This is a genomic window from Streptomyces sp. NPDC029044 (assembly GCF_040637495.1).
GTDB lineage: Bacteria > Actinomycetota > Actinomycetes > Streptomycetales > Streptomycetaceae > Streptomyces.
This window is the reverse complement of record NZ_JBEZWN010000016.1, coordinates 71416-90655: the sequence shown is the minus strand read 5'-3', so window position 1 is coordinate 90655 and position 19240 is coordinate 71416. Positions and strand designations below refer to the sequence as shown.

The following is a 19240-nucleotide window of genomic DNA, read 5'->3' as shown; positions in this document are numbered from 1 at the left end:
TCACCGGCCGGGGCCGCTGCGGGCGTCCGGGGCCGGATGCCATCCGGCCGTGTCCCAGAACTCCAGCTGGGCCGCCTTGGGCAGGGCGGCGATCCGCGGCCCCGCCGGGCTCCCCAGGCACAGGACCCGCGGATCCGCGGGTGTGAAGGCGGGCCAGTACGGGACTGCCTCGCTTCGGGGGACCGAGTCACGCGCAAACGACGACACCAGGTCCATGAGGGTGTGCGAGACCTCCCGCTCGACCGGTCCGTCGCCGAAGATCTCCCGGTGCCAGGGGATGCCATGGGTGCCGAACAACAACGGTGCGGTCGCCTCGTGGGGGGTGCCGAAAGCCGGCGGGCGCACGGCGTACTCGAAGTGCATGAAGAACCTCGGCGTCCCGCTCCGTACGGCACCCCGCTCGGTCAGGCGCACGATCTGATGGCGGAACAGGCTGTCCCCGACGATCTCCGCGTAGAGCGAGACGGCGTCGTCCGCGCGTCCCTCCTCGCGGGCCCGGGCGCGGTAGTGCCGGACGGCCGCGGCGGCGGTCCGCTCGGGGTCGCCGGCCCGCCCGTGGAGCAGGTGGGCGCGGACCATGCCGAGCAGTTCCGTGTCGTCGGCAGGGTGCGGCAGCGCACCGGCGGTGTAGAACGAACCCTCGGTGTCGGTCGTCACGGTCAGCGTCGGCAGGTCCGGCACGGGCCGGTGGACGTCGTATCCGGGCACCAGGTCGCCGTCCGGGACGGGCCCCCGGTAACAGCGGCCGGAGGCCACCGGCCTTCGGTCCGGGCTGCCGCCGAAGTACTCCTCCCAGGCGGCCAGCAGCTTGTCGGCGTCCACGGTGCGCAGGCCCGGGACGTCGACGCCGAGCCGGTCGGCGAGGGCGTCGAACGCCGTGCGGGCGTCGTCCGGTTCCAGGGCGTAGGCGGGGGCCCAGAGGTGTGCCGCGCTGACCAGGACCAGGCGGCGGACCGTGCCGCGCAGCCGGGGGAGGAGCGCGAGCTGCCAGACGGCGGCACCGCCCGCGGACGTACCGCAGAGGGTGATGTTCTCCGGGTCCCCGCCGAAGGCGGCGACGGCGGAGCGCACCCACTCCACGAGCGCGGCCTGGTCCTGGAGGCCCCAGTTGGCGCACCGTCCGGTGTCCGGATCGGCCAGCTGCTCGTGCCGCCCGTACCCGAACGGCCCGAGCCGGTGGTTGAAGGTGACGACGACGAGGTCCCCGCGGCCGGCGAGTCGGGCACCGTCGAAGGTCGGGCTGGAGGCGGAGCCCGCCCGCCAGCCGCCGCCGTGCACATAGACCAGGACCGGGCGGGAGCCGTGGACGTCCGGCGTCCAGATGTTGGCGTGGACAGCGTGCTCGGCGGAGACCGGGGCAGGGGCCGGTGCGCCGATCGGTCCCGGGCCCTCGGGCTGGAGGAAGGCCGGTGGCGTCACGGCCGCCGGCCGGACACCGGTCCACGGCCGGGCGGGGCGCGGCGAGGCGAACCGGAGCGGCCCGACCGGCGGGGCCATGAAGGGCACTCCCAGGAACGCGTGGACGGGTGCGGCCCCGCCCGCCGGACCGGCCGCCGTTCCCCGCAGCGCACCGGCCGGGATCCGTACCACCGGCGGCCGGGTCTGCCACGTCTGCGCCATCGGAACCCCTCTGCCGCTCTGCCGGTGTGCGCAGCACGTTCGCAGACCCGGCCCAACGCCGCCAAGGGGCGGGGAAAGCATCTGTCAAGTGCGTCCAATTGACAGACTTCGACCGACATGACGAACCGGACCGGCGCATGTTGGCCACCTTCCGGGGAGGCGCGAGGGTGGTGGCGTGCCTCCTTTACTCATTTCGGATCGATATCCAGATGACTTTCCACGCCGGGCCATTGTTTCGAGCACCTTCGACCGTCCCGGATCGGCATGTGAGGGATGGAGTCGGAATTGACTGGCGATTTGGTTTCCGTTCCGTTGGAAAGGGCGGGGCAGCAGCCGGCCTGGGAGGACCTGTCGCGCCTTCAGCGTGCGCGGGAGACCCTGGCCGGCCGCCCCGGGCTCGTCGAGGTGCACGACGTCGAGGTGCTGCGCGGGCAGCTGGCGCGGGTGAGCGCGGGTGCGGCGGAGGTCGTTCAGGCCGGTGACTGCGCCGAGGACCCGGCCGAGTGCTCGGCTTCGGACGTCGCCCGCAAGGTCGCGGTGCTCGATCTGCTGGCGGGTGCGATGAAGCTGGCCGGTCGGCGCCCGGTGTTGCGTGCGGGCCGGATCGCGGGTCAGTTCGCCAAACCCCGGTCACGGCCGACCGAGCGCCTCGGCGACCTGGAACTTCCCGTGTACCGCGGCCACTTGGTGAACGGTCCGGCTCCGGAACCGGAGGAGCGCAGCCCGGACCCGCTGCGGCTGGTCACCGGTTACATGGCCGCCGCTGACATCGTGGGCCACCTCGGCTGGGGCCGCACCGGCCATATGGAGCACCCGGTGTGGACGAGCCACGAGGCGCTGGTCCTCGACTACGAGCTTCCTCTGCTGCGCCGCACCGCCGACGGCAGGCTGCTGCTCGCCTCGACGCACTGGCCGTGGATCGGGGAGCGCACCCGCCAGGCCGACGGCCCCCATGTCGCCCTGCTCGCCCAGGTGCTCAACCCGGTGGCCGTCAAGGTGGGGCCGGGCATCGGCACGGACGAACTCCTCACGCTGTGCGGGCTGCTGGATCCCGAGCACCGTCCGGGCCGGCTCACCCTCATCGTCCGGATGGGGGCGCGGACCGTGGCCGAGCGCCTGCCCGCGCTGGTCCGCGCGGTCCGCTCGGCCGGGCACCCCGTGGTGTGGCTGGTCGATCCCATGCATGGCAACACGGTCGTCACGCGCGGTGGTTACAAGACCCGTTACGTACGGACGATGCAGCGTGAGGTCCGTGAGTTCCGCGCCGTTCTGGCCCAGGAGGGCGCGTTCCCCGGCGGCGTCCATCTGGAGACGACGCCCGACCAGGTCACCGAGTGCGTGCTCGACGAGTGGGAGGCCGACCGGGTCGGCAAGGTGTACACGAGTTTCTGTGACCCCCGGCTCACCGTGGACCAGGCACTGGAAGTGCTGGAGGCGTGGACGGGAGTCCCCCCGCCCGCGATGACGACCGCGGCCGGCCGGCGGCCCACGACAGGAGGATGACGCGATGTCGGAAGTGACCGGGCAGCGGGGCGCAGTCGCCCTTGTCACCGGAGCCGCCGGCGGAATCGGCCGGGCCGTGGTCCGCGCGCTCGCCGAGCAGGGCACGGTGGTGGCGGCCGTCGACCGCGACGAGGGCGCCCTGCACCGTTGTGCCGCGGAGCTGAGCGGTTCGGGACTGCCCGTGACGGCGTGTCCCGCCGATGTCACCGACGCCGACGAGGTCGAGGCGGCGGTGGCGACGGCGGAGGAGCGGCTGGGACCGGTGGAGTACCTGGTCAACGCCGCCGGGCTGCTGCGCATGGGCCCGGTCCGCGAACTGAGCCCGCGGGACTGGGCGGAGATGTTCGCGGTCAACGCCGCGGGCGTCTTCCACGTGTCCCGTGCCGTGGTGGACCGCATGGTGCCGCGGGGCCGGGGCGCCGTGGTCACCGTGGCCTCGAACGCCGCCGCCACGCCCCGGGCGAGCATGGCCGGTTACGCCGCGTCCAAGGCCGCGGCCACGATGTTCACCAAGTCGCTGGGCCTGGAGGTCGCCCGTCACGGCATTCGCTGCAACGTCGTGGCACCGGGGTCGACCGAGACACCGATGCTCTGGTCCATGTGGGCGGACGACAGCGGACGCGCCCGCACGCTCCACGGCAGCGCCGCCGACTTCCGCGTCGGCATCCCGCTGGGCAGGATCGCCCGGCCCGAGGATGTCACCGCCGCGGTGCTCTTCCTGCTGTCCGAGCAGGCCCGGCACATCACGTTGCACGACCTCACGGTCGACGGCGGCGCCTCGCTCGGCGCCTGAGAGGACACCTGACCATGCCCGGGATCCCCGACATAGCCGCGTACCCCCTGCCAGGCGAGGACGACCTGCCGGCCAACACCGCGCGGTGGACGGTGCGTGCGGACCGCGCCGTGCTGCTCGTGCACGACATGCAGCGGTACTTCCTCAGACCCTTCGCCGAGGACCAGCGCCGTGCGCTGATCGGCAACGTCGCCCTGCTCCGGGAGCGGTGCGCGCGCCTCGGCATTCCTGTCGCGTTCACGGCGCAGCCCGGCAGCATGACCAGGCAGCAGCGCGGGCTCCTCATGGACTTCTGGGGCCCGGGGATGCGGCCGGCCCCCGAGGACCGTGCCGTGACCGAGGAGTTGGCCCCGCGCCCGGGCGACTGGTCGCTCACCAAGTGGCGTTACAGCGCCTTCGTGCGCTCCGGCCTGCTGGAGCGGCTCCGCGAGAGCGGCCGCGACCAGCTGATTCTCTGCGGGGTCTACGCCCATATCGGTGTCCTCGCCACCGCCGTCGACGCGTTCGCGCACGACATCCGGACGTTCCTCGTCGCCGACGCCGTCGCCGACTTCTCCGCCGAGGAGCACCGGCTCGCCCTCACGTACGCGGCCCGCCGCTGCGCGTTCGTGACCACCGCGCGGCGCCTCCCCGTCGAGGGCGGCACGCTGCTCGGCGGGGACCGCGCCGAGCCCGGGAAGCGAGCCGTCGCATGAGCGCCGAGCCGATGGCGGCAGGGACGGCCGAGGCCCTCCTGGACCGCGTCCTGTCCTCCCCCACGACCGAGCCGTTCGCCCTGCTCTACCGCCCTTCGGTCACCGGCACCGACCGGGTGGAGGTCCTGACCGGCCCGGTCGCCCCTGTGGACCGGGTCGCCGATCTGCCGCTGCCCGGCTCCCCGCAGGGGCCCGCCGGTGCGGACGTCCTGGCCCTGCTGCCGTACCGGCAACTGGCCGAGCGAGGGTTCCCCGTGCCCGACGACGGGCGGCCGCTGCTCGCCATGACCGTGCGGGAGCAGGCCTCGCTGAGCCGGGCCGCGGTGCTCGACCGCGTCCCGGACGTGCCGATCCGGATGACGGGCGAACACTTCGACATCGGCGACGACGCGTACGCGGACCTGGTGCGCCGCGTGCTCGCCGACGAGATCGGCGTCGGCGAGGGCGCGAACTTCGTCATCAAGCGCCGGTTCCTCGCGGACATCGCGGACTACTCACCGGCGACGGCCGCCGCGCTCTTCCGGCGGCTGCTGGCGCGGGAGTCCGGTGTCTACTGGACGTTCCTGGTGCACACCGGCGAGCGCACCCTGGTGGGGGCCACGCCGGAGCGGCACGTCAGCCTGCGGGACGGCACCGCCGTGATGAACCCGATCAGCGGCACGTACCGCTACCCCGCGTCCGGGCCGACCCTGTCCGGCGTCATGGACTTCCTGGGGGACCGCAAGGAGAAGTACGAGCTGTTCATGGTGGTGGACGAGGAGCTCAAGATGATGTCCCGGGTCTGCGACCGGGACGTGCGCGTGGTGGGCCCGTTCCTCAAGGAGATGGCCCGTCTCGCGCACACCGAGTACGTCATCGAGGGGCGCACGGAGCGCGACGTGCGGGAGATCCTGCACGGCACCCTGTTCGCCCCGACCGTCACGGGCAGCCCGCTGGAGAACGCGAGCCGCGTCATCAACCGGTACGAGCCGGAGGGCCGCGGCTACTACAGCGGCGTGGTCGCGCTGGTCGGCAGGGACGGCCGGGGCCGCCGCACCCTGGACTCGTCGATCCTCATCCGCACCGCCGACATCGACTCCTCGGGCCGGCTGGCGATCGGGGTGGGCGCCACCCTGGTGCGCGACTCCGACCCGGCGGCGGAAGTGGCGGAGACCCGGGCGAAGGCGACCGGCCTGCTCACCGCGCTGCGGGCCGAACCGCAAGGACCACTGGGCCGTCATCCGTCGGTGCTGTCCGCGCTGCGCGCCCGCAACGAGGACATCGCGCACTTCTGGCTGCACGGCCCCGGCCCCGCCGCGACGGCCGGCGCGGTGCCGGCCGGGCGGCGGGTCCTGGTCGTCGACGCCGAGGACACGTTCACCTCGATGATCGCCCATCAGCTGGGGGCGGCCGGGCTGAGGGTGACCACCCGCCGTCACGACGAGCCCTACTCCTTCGCCGAGCACGACCTGGTGGTGATGGGCCCCGGCCCGGGCGACCCGCTGAACACGGACGAGCACCGGATCGCGCGGCTGCATGACGGCATCGGCAGGCTGCTCGCCGAGCGCCGGCCCTTCCTGGCCGTGTGCCTGAGCCACCAGGTGCTCTGCCATCGGCTCGGTCTGCCCGTGCACCGCCGGGCCACACCGCACCAAGGGGTGCAGCTGGACATCGACCTCTTCGGACGCCGCGAACGCGTCGGTTTCTACAACAGCTTCGTGGCACGGAGCGGGTCGGACCGGGTCGGTGCGCCGGACGTCGGTGAGGTGGAGGTCAGCCGGGACGCCGTCACCGGCGACGTCCACGCCGTGCGCGGCCCGTGGTTCGCCGGGGTGCAGTTCCACGCCGAGTCGGTGCTCACCCGGGACGGGGTGCGCATCCTCGGCACGCTCCTTGCCGGCGTACTCGAGGAGACCCAGCGCCCCGTCCGGTCCTGATCCCCGCCCGCCCCCGGCTTCCGGTACCCGGCCTCTCAGGCCGTGGCCAACGCCACCCGCCGGCCGTGCAGTCGGTTCGCCTCCAGCATGCGGTGGACCTCGGCGGTGGCACTGAGCGGCAGGACGCGCACCTCCCGGGGCCGCAGGCGGCCCTCCGCCAGCAGGTCGTTGACGCAGCGCGCCGCTTCGGCGAGTTCGGCGGCGGGGGCCCCGGTGATGGCGAAGCCGACGACGGAGCGGTCCCGCACGTAGAGCGGCCCGGCCGGCAGCACCGGTGTGGTGCGCAGCCCGGCGAGCAGGACGATCCGGCCCCGCCAGGCGAGCAGATCCACCGCGGTGGACAGGTCGTTGACGCCCGCGGCGTCCGCGTAGAGGTCGACACCGTCGGGGCAGGCCCGGGCCAGCCGCGTCCCGAGGTCGGCGCCCCTGCGGTCGACCACGGTGTGGGCGCCCAGGGCGCGGCAGTGGGCGGCGTCGCGTTCGTGGGCCACGGCGACGACACGGGCCCCCGCCCGGGCCGCGACGGTCACCATGGCGGAGCCGACGTTGCCGGCGGCCCCGATCACGACCACGGTCGCCCCCGCACGCAGTCCCCCGTGGGTCACCAGGCCCAGGTAGGCCGTGGCCGCGGGATGCAGCTGGGTCACCGCGGTCTCGGGGGCGACGCCGTCCGGGAGCCGGTAGAGCCGCTCGGCCGGCACCACCGCGCGCTCGGCCGCCGCGCCCTGCCGGCCGTCGTGGCCGAGGCTGTTGCACCACACCCGGTCGCCCACCCCGAAGCCCGTCACCCCCGTCCCCAGGGCGGCGACCCGGCCGACCAGATCGCGGCCGACGACGAAGGGGAACTCCACGGCGGTGCGTACCGCACCGGCGCGGATGAAGGTGTCGACGTGGTTGGCGGTCGTCATCTCGACGTCCACCAGCACCTCGTGCGTGCCCGGCCGGGGGTCGGGCAGCACGCCGAAGCGTATGGAGTGCGCAGGGCCGAACTCGTCGATATAGGCAGCACGCATACCGAACTCTTGCCCCGCGGGACCCCGGCCCGGCCGGCTTCCCGGCCGACCGGCCACGGAGTGTGTCAACTTCGGGCCGGATCCGCCGCTTTCCACAGCCGCACCTGACGGACTGTCGGAACCGCCGTTGCCCGCGCGAGGCCCCCGTCCGACGATCGGAGCGTCCGGAGTGGAGAAGGGGTGCTCGGCTTGAACAGGACAGCGCACGAGATCGCGGTCATCGGTGCCGGCCCGCGGGGACTGGCGGTGCTGGAGCGGCTGTGCGCGCACGAGCGGGCGCGGCCGTCGCACCCACGGGTGCTCATCCACGTCGTCGACGACTCACCGCCCGGCGCGGGTGCCGTGTGGCGCACCGGCCAGTCGCGGTTCCTGCTCGCCAACACCGTCGCTTCCCAGATCACCGTCTACTCCGACGCGGCATCCCGCATCGACGGGCCCGTCGAGCCGGGGCCCAGCCTGTACGAGTGGGCGGTGTCGCTCTCCGGCCGGTCCGCCCGGGACGGGGCCGAGGGCCCGGTGCCCGACGCCGCGACACTGGCCGAGGCACGTTCGCTGGGACCGGACTGCTACCCGTCCCGCGCCCTGTGCGGCCAGTACTACGCCGACTGTTTCCGTCGCGTCCTGGCCGGCGCCCCCGGCCACGTCCGGATCCGGGTGCACCGCTCGCGTGCCGTGGCCATGGCCGACACCCACGGATTCCCGGGCGGGCCGCAGGGGGTCCGGCTGGCGGACGGTACGCGGCTGAACCGTCTGGACGGCATCGTCCTGGCCCAGGGACACGTGCCCACCCGGCCGTCACCGCAGGAGGAACGCACGGCGAGCCTGTCCCGGATCCACCACCTGACCTACCTGCCGCCCGGCAACCCGGCCGACGCGGACCTGGACGGCGTCCCGGCCGGGCAGCCGGTGCTGCTGCGCGGCCTGGGGCTGTGCTTCTTCGACTACATGGCGCTGTTCACCCTCGGCCGGGGCGGCCGGTTCGAGTCCGCCGGCGACGGGCTGGTGTACCGCCCCGGCGGCGACGAACCGGTGCTGTACGCCAGTTCACGGCGAGGGGTGCCGTTCCATTCCCGCGGCGCGAACGAGAAGGGCGCGCACGGCCGTCACCTGCCGCGTCTGCTCACCGCCGAGCGGGTGTCGGCCCTGCGCCGGCGGGCCGCGGCGGGCGGCCCGCCGCTGTCCTTCACGAAGGACCTGTGGCCGCTCATCGCCCGCGAGGTGGAGACCGTCTACTACGAGACGCTGCTGGCGGGCCGCCGGGGGGACACCGTGCGGGCGGAGTTCGCCGAGCGGTACCTGGCGTGCGCGGATCCCGCCGGGTGCGACGCCGTGCTGACCGCCTTCGGCGTCCCGGCCGGAGACCGCTGGGACTGGGAGGCGGTCGCCGACCCAGCGGGGCAGCGGACCTTCGCTGACCGTGACGCCTTCCGGGCGTGGCTGCTCGGCTGGCTGCGCGACGACGTCCGGCACGCACGGCAGGGCAACGTGAGCGGTCCGCTCAAAGCCGCCCTGGACGTACTGCGGGACCTGCGCAACGAAGTGCGGCTCGCGGTCGACCACGGTGGGCTGGACGGAGCGTCGCACCGCGACGAACTGGAGCGCTGGTACACCCCGCTCAACGCGTTCCTCTCCATCGGTCCCCCACCCCGGCGCACGCAGGAGATGATCGCGCTGATCGAAGCGGGGGTCCTGCACCTCACCGGGCCGGGCACCCGGATCCGGATCGACACGGGGAGCGGTTCGTTCGTCGCCGGCTCCGACACCGTTCCGGGACCCACCGTGCGGGCGCGGACCCTCATCGAGGCGCGGCTGCCGGTGTCCGACCTGCGGCGTACCGCCGATCCGTTGCTGCGGCACCTGCTGAGCACCGAGGCCTGCACCGCCTACCGCGTCCCCGCCGGGGAAGGCGACACGTACGAGACCGGCGGCCTGGCGGTGACGCCACGGCCCTACCGCCTGGTCGACGCCCACGGGCGGGCCCACCCGCGGCGCTTCGCCTACGGCGTGCCGACCGAGGCGGTCCACTGGGTGACGGCGGCGGGGATCCGGCCGGGGGTCGACTCGGTGACCATCGCCGACGCCGACGCGATCGCCCACGCGGTGCTCGCCCTGGGCTCCAGCCGGGCGCACCCGGACGAGGCCGCCGAGCACACCCCGGTCGAGGTGACGGTATGACCGCCTCTCCCCCACAGGGCGGCGCCGGGGCGCACACGACGGACGCCGGTCTGCTGTCCCCGGTCCGCGCCGGCGCACCCGTCGAGCGGGCCGTGTCCGACCACGCGTGGCTCCAGGCGATGCTGGACGCGGAGGCCGCGCTGGCGCGCGCTCAGGCGGCGATCGGGGTCGTGCCGCCGTCGGCGGCGGAGGTCGTCCGGCGGGCCGCGCGGGCCGACCGGCTGGATCTGCGGGCCCTGGCCGTGGACGCGCGGGAGAGCGCCAACCCGGTGGTCGCGCTGGTCCGGGAGTTGACCCGGGCCGTGGCCGCCCTGGACCCCGCAGCGGCCGAGTACGTGCACCTGGGGTCGACCAGTCAGGACATCTTCGACACCGCCGCGATGCTCGTCGCCCGGGACGCGCTGGGCCTGCTGCGCACGGACCTCGCGCGGGTCGCGGGCGCGTTCGCGGTGCTCGCACGCGAGCACCGCGACACCGTGCTCCCGGGCCGCACCCTGGCGCTGCACGCCGTTCCCACCACCTTCGGGCTGAAGGCCGCCGGCTGGCGCGGACTGGTGCTCGACGCGGACGCCCGCGTGGCCGGAGTGCTCGCGGCCCTGCCCGTCTCCCTGGGCGGGGCCGCGGGGACCCTGGCCGGGTATGTCGAGCACGGCGCCGACGCCGGACGTCTCCTGGCGGCGTTCGCGGCCGAGACGGGCCTGCGCGCGCCCGTCCTGCCCTGGCACTGCCTGCGGACGCCGGTGGCCGATCTCGGCGCCGCCCTGGCACACACCACCGGTGCCCTCGGCAAGGTGGCGGTCGACGTACTGTCGCTGACCCGGACCGAAGTCGGTGAGGTCGTCGAGCCGGGTCCTCCCGGGCGCGGCAGTTCCTCCGCCATGCCGCAGAAGCGCAATCCGGTGCTGGCGACGCTGATCCGCAGCGCCGCGCTCCAGGTGCCGGCGCTGGCCGCCGTGCTCACGCAGTGCCTGGTCACGGAGGACGAGCGGTCGGCCGGGGTGTGGCATGCGGAGTGGCAGCCGTTGCGTGAGTGCCTGCGCCTGGCCGGGGGCGCCGCCCACACGGCGGTGGAGCTGGCCGAGGGCCTGGTGGTGCGGCCGGAGCGGATGAGCGCCGGTCTCCGGCTCACCGGCGGGCGGATCGTCTCCGAACGCCTCGCGGCCTTCCTCGCTCCGCTCGTGGGCAAGGGCACCGCGCGTGAGGTTCTGGCACGGGCCGCCGAGGCGTCGGACCGGCTCGGCAGGCCGCTGGCCGAGCAACTCGGTGAGGAACCCGAGCTCGCGGGTCGGATCACACCGGCCCAGATCGCGCAGCTGTGCGATCCGGGTGCCTATGTGGGCGCCGCCGCCGAGCTGGTGGAGCGGTCCCTGCGGGAGGACGCGGGACCGGTCCTGACCGCTGACGGACAGCGCTGACCAACCTGACCTTGCTCATGACGAGCTGACCCCTCGACGACCTTGCGCGGCGCGGGGGCCCTGGGCTTGAATTCAGAAAGTCCGAGACCACTGAGGGGCAAAAAAGCCACTTGAAATATCGGTGGCACTTCGACCCCAGTTCATGGGTGCTCGAAAAAGGGGGACGTGATGGATGGTCCATGCGTGACACGGAGAAACCGCCTCACGATGTGCGCCGCCGCTCCAAGAAGGACCTACTGAGCCAGCGGCCACCGGCGCTGTGATCTGTTCGGGAGCTCTGCGCCGTTCCCTTTCGCCCTGACACCCAGGGGTTCGCCGCGAGCACGCGGCCGGGTGCCCCTCATCCCCGTGGACCGACGCGCCCTGCTGCGCCGTGCGGCCCGGCTCCCGCAGCCGTGCACCGGCACGCTGGCCGTCGCCCGCCACTCCGACCCCCTTCCCATGCCGTGCGGTGATGGCACGTGCCACCGCGCCCTCTGCGGCTCCGCATGCGCGTCGCGGGGTGGGCGGCACGCCCCGCACGGCCGTCGCGCGGCGGGGCACCCGCCCCGGCCGGACGCATGCCCGCCACGCGAGGCGAAAAGCCGCCCGCTGCCACCACACCCAGCGAGGAGACCGGTATGACCATGATGAGCGGTGTACCCGACGACACCCGGATCCGGCACCCGTTCGCGGACCGGCCCGACCCGGACGCAATGCGCAGAGCAGCCCTCGACAGGACGGTGGCCGAATTATCTCCCATCGTTTTCTCGTCACTTCCGCGGGCCGATCAACGGCGTAAAGGGATGATGTATCTGCGGGGTTTGCTGGGAGCCACCGGACGGAAATCGATAAGGAATATCGCGTCCTTCCTCGGGGATCAGGTCAACGACCAGGGCCTGCACCACTTCATCAACGACTCGACCTGGGAGTGGGCTCCCATGCGCGAGACCCTCGGCCGCTACCTGGTCCATCACCTGCCGCTCCAGGCATGCGTGCTGCATCTCATGGTCATACCGAAGTCCGGGCCCCACTCCGTCGGTGTCGCCCGGACCTTCTCGTGGGAGCGCGGCCAAGCCGTCACCGCTCAGCAGGTGATAGGCGTCTGGGGAGTGTCCGCGCGCACGGCGAGTCCGCTCAACTGGTGGATCCACCTGCCGCCGGAGGGGGCCCGGGGCGCTCCCCGGGACAGCCGGGCTCCGTCCGCCCCGGAGGGACCGGGTCCGGCGACACCCGAGGACTCGATGGTGAGCGCCTATCTGGAGACGGTGTCGCGTCTGCGCCTGCCGCACTGCCCGGTGACCCTCAACGCCGAGCGGCTGGACGCCATCAGGATCAGCTCCAGGCTCAGCGCCGCGGGCCTGAACCACATCTCCCGGATCGCCGGCGACACCTGGCTGCTGCCCGACGACCCCGCACTGCCCGGCTGGGGGGAGAGCCCGTTGCAGGCGAGCCAGATCGCCCACCTGGCCAAGGCGGGCCGCAGACGTGTGGCGGTGTTCCCCACGGGCGCACCGGGCGCCATGGAACTCGTCGCCGCGGTGCGGGTCCGCCTCCCGACCGTGCTCGACCCTGCCCACCGCGGCCGGGGCCGTCCGGAGTTCCTGCTGCTCGCGGTCGGCCGCGGCGGATCCCGCTGGCCCGAGGAGCTGTGGCTGACCGATGTGCGGGCGGCCGATCCGGCTGCCCTGCTGCGGCTCGTGGGGCACAGCCGGCGCGTGGAGGGCCGCGGTGTGCCGCGCGCCGAGCGCGTGGGCATCCGGGACTTCGTCGGCCGTTCCTTCGCCGGCTGGCACCGCCACGCCACCCTCGCGTCCGTCGCGCACGCGGCCACGGAACTGGCGGAGCGCAGACTGGTGGCATAGCCGCCGCCCGCGTCCGCACGAGGCGGCCGGTGCACACGCCGTTCGGCGACGCCCACCGGACCTCGGCCCGCACGCACCCGAGGGTCCTGGTGGGCTCCGCCGGCCTTGCCGATACGTTGGACACAGGCGATCGGCCGGGCGGGTGGACACCGAAGGGGATCACACCCGGCGTTCCCCGGCATGATGGTGCCTGGCGGCCCGCACAGAAGGCCGCGAAGTGCTGCCCGGCGAGCCGAGAGAGAGACATGAGCAGAACACTGACGCAGGCCGGAAGGTCTGCGGGAAGCGTGGTGTGAGGCCATGCACATCGTCATCATGGGTTGCGGAAGGGTGGGTTCCGCGCTGGCCCAGAACCTGGAGCAACAGGGGCACACGGTCGCCGTGGTCGACCAGGACCCCACCGCCTTCCGCCGGCTGGGCTCCGGGTTCGGCGGCCGCCGCGTCACGGGAGTCGGCTTCGACCAGGACACCCTGCGCGAGGCGGGCATCGAGGAGGCCGGCGCCTTCGCCGCCGTCTCCAGCGGTGACAACTCCAACATCATCGCCGCTCGCGTGGCCCGCGAGATGTTCGGCATCGAGAACGTCGCCGCCCGCATCTACGACCCCCGCCGAGCGGAGGTCTACCAGCGCCTGGGCATCCCCACCGTCGCGACCGTCCGCTGGACGGCCGACCAGATGCTGCGCCGGCTGCTCCCCTCGGGCGCGGAGCCGCTGTGGCGCGACCCCACCGGTGGGGTCCAGCTCGCCGAGGTGCACACCTCCACCGCCTGGGTCGGCCACAAGATCAGCCGCATCCAGGAGGAGACGGGCGTGCGCGTCGCGTTCCTGACCCGGCTCGGCGAGGCGGTCCTGCCCACGTCGCAGACGGTGTTGCAGGAGGGCGATCTGGTGCACGTGATGATGCGCACCGACGAGGTCGACAAGGTCGAGGCGGCGTTCGCCAAGGGTCCCGAAGAGGAGGGCGGTCACTGATGAGGGTCGCCATTGCCGGAGCCGGCGCCGTCGGCCGCTCGATCGCGGGCGAACTGCTGGAGAACGGCCACGAGGTCCTGCTGATCGACAAGGCACCGACCGCCATCTCGGTCGAACGCGTCCCGCAGGCCGAGTGGCTGCTCGCCGACGCCTGTGAGATCACCTCCCTGGACGAGGCGGCGCTCCAGCGCTGCAACGTCGTGATCGCCGCGACCGGCGACGACAAGGTGAACCTGGTCGTCTCGCTCCTCGCCAAGACGGAGTACGGCGTCCCGCGCGTCGTCGCCCGCGTGAACAACCCCAAGAACGAGTGGCTGTTCAACGAGTCCTGGGGCGTCGACGTGGCCGTCTCCACCCCGCGTCTGATGTCGGCCCTGGTCGAGGAGGCGGTGAGCGTGGGCGACCTCGTCCGCCTGCTCCGCTTCAGCCACGGCGACGCCAACCTGGTCGAGCTGACCCTGCCGGAGGAGTCGGCCCTGGCCGGTACGCAGGTCGGCGACGTGGAGTGGCCGCAGGACACGTCCCTGGTGACGATCATCCGCGGCAACCGCGTGCTGACGCCCTCGCGGGAGGACTCGCTGGAGGCCGGCGACGAACTCCTCTTCGTGGCGGCGCAGGCCCGTGAGGAGCAGCTGGAGGACCTGCTGTCGGTGCGGCGGACCGCGGCGAGCTGAGCCGTCTTTCGAATGAGCGGAAGGGGGCGTCCCGAGTGCTCGGGACGCCCCCTTCCGTTTCCGTCAGCGCCGGAGGCTACTGCTCCGCGGACCGGGCGGCAGCCTGCCGCTCGCGTTCCTCGGCCGCCTTCTCCTCGGCCTCCATCTCGGCGAACACGTCGATGGGCGCGGGCGCCTTCGCGAGGAACACCCACGTCAGGTACACCGCGAGCAGGAACGGCGGGATCTTCAGGGCGACCAGGACCCAGCCCAGCTGGGTGGTGTCGGCCCACCAGTACAGCGGGAAGAGGATCGCGCACTTGGCGAGCAGGATCGCTCCCCACGCGTAGCTGGCCTTCGCGTAGGCCTTCTTGCGGCCGGGGTTGCGCGTGCGCCAGGAGAGGTTCTCCTTGAAGACCGGGCCGAGGATCAGCCCGATCAGCGGCACCCCGCAGAGCGTGGTGATGATGTAGGCCAGGCCCAGCCCCAGCGTGTAGAGCATGCCGGGCAGGTAGAAGTCCTTGGCGTTGCCGGTCATCATCGCGAAGACGACGCCGAAGGCCACGCCGAAGACACCGCTGAAGGCGTGCTTGACGGTGTCCTTCATCACCAGCCGGACCACGACCAGCACCAGCGACACGGCCAGCGCCGCGATCGCCGAGAGGTGCAGGTCCTTGTTGATCGTGTAGATGGTGACGAAGAGGAGGCCGGGCAGCACCGTCTCCACCATGCCCCGCACGCCGCCGAACGCCTCGAACAGGGCGGCCTCGGTCACCGCCCGGGCGTCGTCCGCAGATGTCTCTTCGGTCGGCTTGTCGAGCGACGTCACCGGCTACTCCCGTCCGAGGGGTCTCAGTTCGTACTTGGGATTGAACAGCACCCGGCGGCCCCGGCTCATCGAGACCCGGCCCGACGCGATCAGTCTGCGTCCCGGCTCTATCCCCACGATGGAGCGCCTGCCGAGCCAGACCACGTCCAGCGCGGCGGAGCCGTCGAACAGCTCGGCCTCCAGGGCCGGGACTCCCGCACGCGGCCGAAGGGTGACCGTGCGCAAGGTACCAGTAACCGTCACTATCTGGCGGTCCTGGCAGTCTCCGATCCGGATGCAGCCGGCCGTCTCGCTGTCTTCGCGCAGTTCCTCGGACTCCAGGTCCTCCTGCGACGAGGAGAGCCGGTCGAGCATGCGCCGGAAACGGCCCGCCGGCTTTTCGGAACGAGGGACAGCACTCATATCTGAAGCGTACCGGGGCCCGCTGACGAAGGGCGAGGAGCCTGTTTGCCGGGCGCGACTCCCCTCACTTCTCGAAGCGGTAGCCCATCCCCGGCTCGGTGACGAAGTGCTTCGGGTGCGAGGGGTCCGCTTCCAGCTTCCGCCGCAACTGCGCCATGTACACGCGCAGATAGTTCGTCTCCGTCCCGTACGACGGCCCCCACACCTCCTGGAGCAGCTGCTTCTGCCCGACCAGGCGTCCGCTGTTGCGCACGAGGACCTCCAGCAGGTGCCACTCCGTGGGGGTCAGCCGTACGTCCTTGCCGGCCCGGTTGACCTTCTTCGCTGCCAGGTCGACGGTGAACCCGCCGGTGTCGACGATCACGTCGCCCGGGCCGTCGCCGGCCGGTTCGGCCCGGCGTACGGCGGCCCGCAGCCGGGCCAGCAGCTCGTCCATGCCGAAGGGTTTGGTGACGTAGTCGTCGGCGCCCGCGTCCAGCGCCTCGACCTTCTCGTCGGAGGTGTGCCGGGCGGACAGCACCAGGATCGGAACCCGGGTCCAGCCGCGCAGGCCCCTGATCACCTCGACGCCGTCCATGTCGGGCAGCCCGAGGTCGAGGACGACCACGTGGGGGTGGCGGGCGGCGGCGAGGCGCAGGGCGGTGGCGCCGTCGTGGGCCGTGTCGACCTCGTACGCGCGTGCCTTCAGGTTGATCACGAGGGCGCGCACGATCTGCGGCTCGTCGTCGACCACGAGGACGCGGGTCATGTGGCCTGCCTTTCCGGTTCTGCCGCTCGGTGGTGCTCCGGGCGGGTTCCCGCCGCGCGGAGGGTGAGGACCATGGTGAGCCCGCCGCCGGGGGTGTCCTCCGCGTCCAGGGTGCCGCCCATGGCCTCGGCGAAGCCGCGTGCCACCGCCAGGCCCAGGCCCACGCCCGCGCCGCGCGGTGCGTCGCCGTGGCGCTGGAAGGGCTCGAAGATGCGCTCCTTGGCCTCGTCGGGCACGCCCGGCCCCCGGTCGACGACCCGCACCTCGACCCGGTCGGCGAGCGCGCTGCCGGCGACCAGCACGGGCGCGCCCGGCGGACTGTACTTGACGGCGTTCTCCACGAGGTTGGCCATCGCCCGTTCCAGCAGCCCGGGGTCGACGGCGACCATGGGCAGCGTCTCGGGCACGTCCAGGCAGGCACTGCCGTCGGGCACGCCGCCGAGCGCCATCGGCACCACCTCGTCGAGGTCGATCTCACGGATCAGCGGGGTGACGGTGCCCGTCTGGAGCCGGGACATGTCGAGCAGGTTGCCGACGAGGTGGTCGAGCCGGTCGGCGCCCTCCTCGATGCCCGCCAGCAGTTCGGCCCGGTCCTCCTCGGACCACTCGACGTCCTCGGAGCGCAGGGAGGTCACCGCCGCCTTGATCCCCGCGAGCGGGGTGCGCAGATCGTGGCTGACGGCGGCCAGCAGGGCCGTACGGATGCGGTTGCCCTCGGCGAGCGTGCGGGCCCGGTCGGCCTCCTCCCGGAGCCGGCGGCGGTCCAGGACGACGGCGGCCTGGGCGGCGAAGGCGGCCAGCACCCGGCGGTCCTCGGCCGGCAGCACGCGGCCGGTGAGGGCCAGGGCCATGTGGTCGCCGACGGGCATGTCCACGTCCGCCTGATCGGGCCGGTCGACCGGGTGTCCCCGGCCGACGCGGCCGGCGCAGGTCCAGGGCTCGACGTCGCTCGCCCGTTCCAGCAGTGCCGCCGACTCCATGCCGAAGGTCTCCCGGACCCGTTCCAGCAGGTCCTCCAGGCCGGTCTCGCCGCGCAGCACGTTGCCGGCGAGGAAGGACAGGATCTCGGACTCGGCGCGCAGCCGGGCCGCCTGATGCGTCCGGCGGGCGGCGAGGTCGACGACGGAGGCCACCGCCACACCGACCGCGACGAAGATCACGATGGCGACGATGTCCTTCGGGTCGGCGATGGTCCAGCGGTGCAGGGGCGGTGTGTAGAAGTAGTTCAGCAGCATGGATCCCACCGCCGCCGAGGCCAGGGCGGGCAGCAGTCCGCCGAGCAGGGCCGCCGCCACCGTCAGCGCCAGGAACAGCAGCATGTCGTTGGCGAGGCCGAGGTCGACGGCGTTGAGCAGCGCGGCGAGCAACGGTGGTCCGGCGACACCGGTGATCCAGCCCCACACCCGCCGGGAGCGTCCGAGCCGCGCGCCCCGGGCGACCGGCAGCCCACGGCCCCTGGCGACCTCGTCGTGGGTGACGATGTGCACGTCGAGGTCGGGTCCGGAGTCGCGGGCGACCGTCGCTCCGACGCCGGGCCCGAAGACGTACTGCCAGGTCTTGCGGCGCGAGGAGCCCAGCACGATCTGGGTGGCGTTGACGCCGCGGGCGAAGGCGAGCAGCGCAGCCGGTATGTCGTCGCCGACGACATGGTGGAACGTTCCGCCAAGGTCCTCGACCAGAGTGCGCTGGAGCGCCAGCTCCTTCGGCGAGGCGGAGGTCAGCCCATCGCTGCGGGCTATGTAGACGGCCAGCACCTCGCCTCCGGCGCCCTTCTCGGCCAGCCGGGCGCCCCGGCGGATGAGCGTGCGGCCCTCGGGGCCACCGGTCAGGCCGACCACGATCCGCTCGCGCGAGCCCCAGATCTTCGACACCCGGTGCTCGCTGCGGTACTGCGTGAGGTAGGCGTCGGCCCGGTCGGCCACCCACAGCAGCGCCAGTTCGCGCAGGGCGGTCAGGTTGCCGGGGCGGAAGTGGTTCGACAGGGCGGCGTCGATCTTGTCGGGCCGGTAGATGTTGCCGTGCGCCATCCGCCGCCGCAGCGCCTGGGGCGTCATGTCGACCAGCTCGACCTGGTCGGCCCGGCGTACCACCTCGTCCGGCACGGTCTCCTGCTGCCGCACCCCGGTGATCGACTCGACGACGTCGCCGAGGGACTCCAGGTGCTGGATGTTGACGGTCGAGATCACGTCGATCCCGGCCGCGAGCAGTTCCTCCACGTCCTGCCAGCGCTTGGCGTTGCGGGAGCCGGGGATGTTGGTGTGGGCGAGTTCGTCCACCAGGGCGACCCGGGGACGGCGGGCGAGGACGGCGTCGAGGTCCATCTCGGGAAAGGCGCCGCCGCGGTACGCCAGTTCCCGGCGCGGCACCTGCTCCAGGCCGTGCAGCAGCACTTCGGTGCGGGGCCGTCCGTGGTGCTCGACGAAGGCCACCACGCAGTCGGTCCCCCGCTCGACGCGGCGGTGCGCCTCGGCCAGCATCGCGTACGTCTTGCCGACGCCCGGTGCCGCACCGAGGTGGATCCGAAGCTTGCCGCGTGCCATGGCCTCATTGTCTTCCGGTGGTCTGCCGACTGCGCAGCGTCGACCCTACGGCCGGAAGCCGGGGTATCCGGGCGCCGGGCACGCTCCGGGGCGCACTTTGACGGAACCCTGACGCGACCGGC

The 19240-nt window shown here is 73.1% G+C and carries 15 protein-coding genes; 9 read left to right on the top strand and 6 right to left on the bottom strand.

Annotation, left to right across the window (positions count from 1 at the left end; translation table 11 throughout):
- Nucleotides 1–1620, bottom strand: coding sequence for a carboxylesterase family protein (locus tag AB0E85_RS16270; RefSeq protein WP_361926997.1), 1620 nt, complete (start codon nucleotides 1618–1620; stop codon nucleotides 1–3).
- Between the two features lie 285 nt (nucleotides 1621–1905).
- Here AB0E85_RS16270 and AB0E85_RS16265 point away from each other — a divergent pair, with 285 nt between their 5' ends.
- The 4 genes from AB0E85_RS16265 to AB0E85_RS16250 are packed head-to-tail and all read left to right on the top strand — an operon-like array spanning nucleotide 1906 to nucleotide 6527.
- A complete protein-coding gene (locus AB0E85_RS16265; protein WP_361926995.1) occupies nucleotides 1906–3123 on the top strand; it encodes a 3-deoxy-7-phosphoheptulonate synthase in 1218 nt (405 codons plus the stop codon).
- Between the two features lie 4 nt (nucleotides 3124–3127).
- A complete protein-coding gene (locus tag AB0E85_RS16260) occupies nucleotides 3128–3916 on the top strand; it encodes a 2,3-dihydro-2,3-dihydroxybenzoate dehydrogenase (RefSeq protein WP_361926992.1) in 789 nt (262 codons plus the stop codon).
- A 14-nt stretch (nucleotides 3917–3930) separates the two neighbouring features.
- A complete protein-coding gene (locus AB0E85_RS16255; protein ID WP_361926990.1) occupies nucleotides 3931–4611 on the top strand; it encodes an isochorismatase family protein in 681 nt (226 codons plus the stop codon).
- The gene (locus tag AB0E85_RS16250) at nucleotides 4608–6527 is read left to right on the top strand and encodes an anthranilate synthase family protein (protein WP_361926987.1); all 1920 of its coding nucleotides are present in this window, start codon (nucleotides 4608–4610) and stop codon (nucleotides 6525–6527) included. The genes AB0E85_RS16255 and AB0E85_RS16250 overlap by 4 nt, the downstream gene beginning before the upstream one ends.
- 35 nt (nucleotides 6528–6562) lie before the next feature.
- Here AB0E85_RS16250 and AB0E85_RS16245 read toward each other — a convergent pair whose 3' ends face one another.
- Entirely contained in the window at nucleotides 6563–7540 is a 978-nt protein-coding gene (locus tag AB0E85_RS16245) for an NADPH:quinone reductase (protein ID WP_361926985.1), read from the bottom strand.
- A gap of 189 nt (nucleotides 7541–7729) precedes the next feature.
- Here AB0E85_RS16245 and AB0E85_RS16240 point away from each other — a divergent pair, with 189 nt between their 5' ends.
- The 5 genes from AB0E85_RS16240 (at nucleotide 7730) to AB0E85_RS16220 (ending at nucleotide 14620) form a co-directional block, all read left to right on the top strand.
- Nucleotides 7730–9715 (top strand): FAD/NAD(P)-binding protein, encoded by a 1986-nt coding sequence (locus AB0E85_RS16240; protein ID WP_361926982.1) that lies wholly within the window; start codon nucleotides 7730–7732, stop codon nucleotides 9713–9715.
- Nucleotides 9712–11130, top strand: coding sequence for a 3-carboxy-cis,cis-muconate cycloisomerase (gene pcaB / locus AB0E85_RS16235; RefSeq protein ID WP_361926980.1), 1419 nt, complete (start codon nucleotides 9712–9714; stop codon nucleotides 11128–11130). The genes AB0E85_RS16240 and pcaB overlap by 4 nt, the downstream gene beginning before the upstream one ends.
- Nucleotides 11131–11750: 620 nt before the next feature.
- The gene (locus AB0E85_RS16230) at nucleotides 11751–12974 is read left to right on the top strand and encodes a transposase (protein WP_361926978.1); all 1224 of its coding nucleotides are present in this window, start codon (nucleotides 11751–11753) and stop codon (nucleotides 12972–12974) included.
- Between the two features lie 300 nt (nucleotides 12975–13274).
- A complete protein-coding gene (locus tag AB0E85_RS16225; RefSeq protein ID WP_033308364.1) occupies nucleotides 13275–13946 on the top strand; it encodes a TrkA family potassium uptake protein in 672 nt (223 codons plus the stop codon).
- A complete protein-coding gene (locus AB0E85_RS16220; protein ID WP_107459969.1) occupies nucleotides 13946–14620 on the top strand; it encodes a TrkA family potassium uptake protein in 675 nt (224 codons plus the stop codon). Before AB0E85_RS16225 ends, AB0E85_RS16220 begins: the two co-directional genes overlap by 1 nt.
- Nucleotides 14621–14696: 76 nt before the next feature.
- Here the strand turns inward: AB0E85_RS16220 and AB0E85_RS16215 are convergent, their stop codons facing one another.
- The 4 genes from AB0E85_RS16215 to AB0E85_RS16200 all read right to left on the bottom strand — a co-directional run bounded on the left by AB0E85_RS16215 (nucleotide 14697) and on the right by AB0E85_RS16200 (nucleotide 19118).
- A complete protein-coding gene (locus AB0E85_RS16215) occupies nucleotides 14697–15428 on the bottom strand; it encodes a DUF3159 domain-containing protein (RefSeq protein ID WP_161361303.1) in 732 nt (243 codons plus the stop codon).
- Nucleotides 15429–15431: 3 nt separating this feature from the next.
- Nucleotides 15432–15830, bottom strand: coding sequence for an OB-fold nucleic acid binding domain-containing protein (locus tag AB0E85_RS16210; protein WP_361926973.1), 399 nt, complete (start codon nucleotides 15828–15830; stop codon nucleotides 15432–15434).
- Between the two features lie 64 nt (nucleotides 15831–15894).
- Nucleotides 15895–16578 carry a response regulator gene (locus AB0E85_RS16205; RefSeq protein WP_361926971.1) on the bottom strand — a complete coding sequence of 228 codons (684 nt, stop codon included), beginning with the start codon at nucleotides 16576–16578 and terminating at the stop codon, nucleotides 15895–15897.
- On the bottom strand, nucleotides 16575–19118 hold the full coding sequence (locus AB0E85_RS16200) for an ATP-binding protein (protein ID WP_361926969.1): 2544 nt from the start codon (nucleotides 19116–19118) through the stop codon (nucleotides 16575–16577). The genes AB0E85_RS16205 and AB0E85_RS16200 overlap by 4 nt, the downstream gene beginning before the upstream one ends.
- Nucleotides 19119–19240 lie beyond the last annotated feature (122 nt).

What these genes read in the sequence shown, in the direction of transcription:
- AB0E85_RS16270 (WP_361926997.1), bottom strand. Translation starts at nt 1,620, where the DNA reads ATGGCGCAGACGTGGCAGACCCGGCCGCCGGTGGTACGGATCCCGGCC.
- AB0E85_RS16205 (WP_361926971.1), bottom strand. Translation starts at nt 16,578, where the DNA reads ATGACCCGCGTCCTCGTGGTCGACGACGAGCCGCAGATCGTGCGCGCC.
- AB0E85_RS16225 (WP_033308364.1), top strand. Translation starts at nt 13,275, where the DNA reads ATGCACATCGTCATCATGGGTTGCGGAAGGGTGGGTTCCGCGCTGGCC.
- AB0E85_RS16220 (WP_107459969.1), top strand. Translation starts at nt 13,946, where the DNA reads ATGAGGGTCGCCATTGCCGGAGCCGGCGCCGTCGGCCGCTCGATCGCG.
- AB0E85_RS16210 (WP_361926973.1), bottom strand. Translation starts at nt 15,830, where the DNA reads ATGAGTGCTGTCCCTCGTTCCGAAAAGCCGGCGGGCCGTTTCCGGCGC.
- AB0E85_RS16255 (WP_361926990.1), top strand. Translation starts at nt 3,931, where the DNA reads ATGCCCGGGATCCCCGACATAGCCGCGTACCCCCTGCCAGGCGAGGAC.
- AB0E85_RS16245 (WP_361926985.1), bottom strand. Translation starts at nt 7,540, where the DNA reads ATGCGTGCTGCCTATATCGACGAGTTCGGCCCTGCGCACTCCATACGC.
- pcaB (WP_361926980.1), top strand. Translation starts at nt 9,712, where the DNA reads ATGACCGCCTCTCCCCCACAGGGCGGCGCCGGGGCGCACACGACGGAC.
- AB0E85_RS16260 (WP_361926992.1), top strand. Translation starts at nt 3,128, where the DNA reads ATGTCGGAAGTGACCGGGCAGCGGGGCGCAGTCGCCCTTGTCACCGGA.
- AB0E85_RS16200 (WP_361926969.1), bottom strand. Translation starts at nt 19,118, where the DNA reads ATGGCACGCGGCAAGCTTCGGATCCACCTCGGTGCGGCACCGGGCGTC.
- AB0E85_RS16250 (WP_361926987.1), top strand. Translation starts at nt 4,608, where the DNA reads ATGAGCGCCGAGCCGATGGCGGCAGGGACGGCCGAGGCCCTCCTGGAC.
- AB0E85_RS16230 (WP_361926978.1), top strand. Translation starts at nt 11,751, where the DNA reads ATGACCATGATGAGCGGTGTACCCGACGACACCCGGATCCGGCACCCG.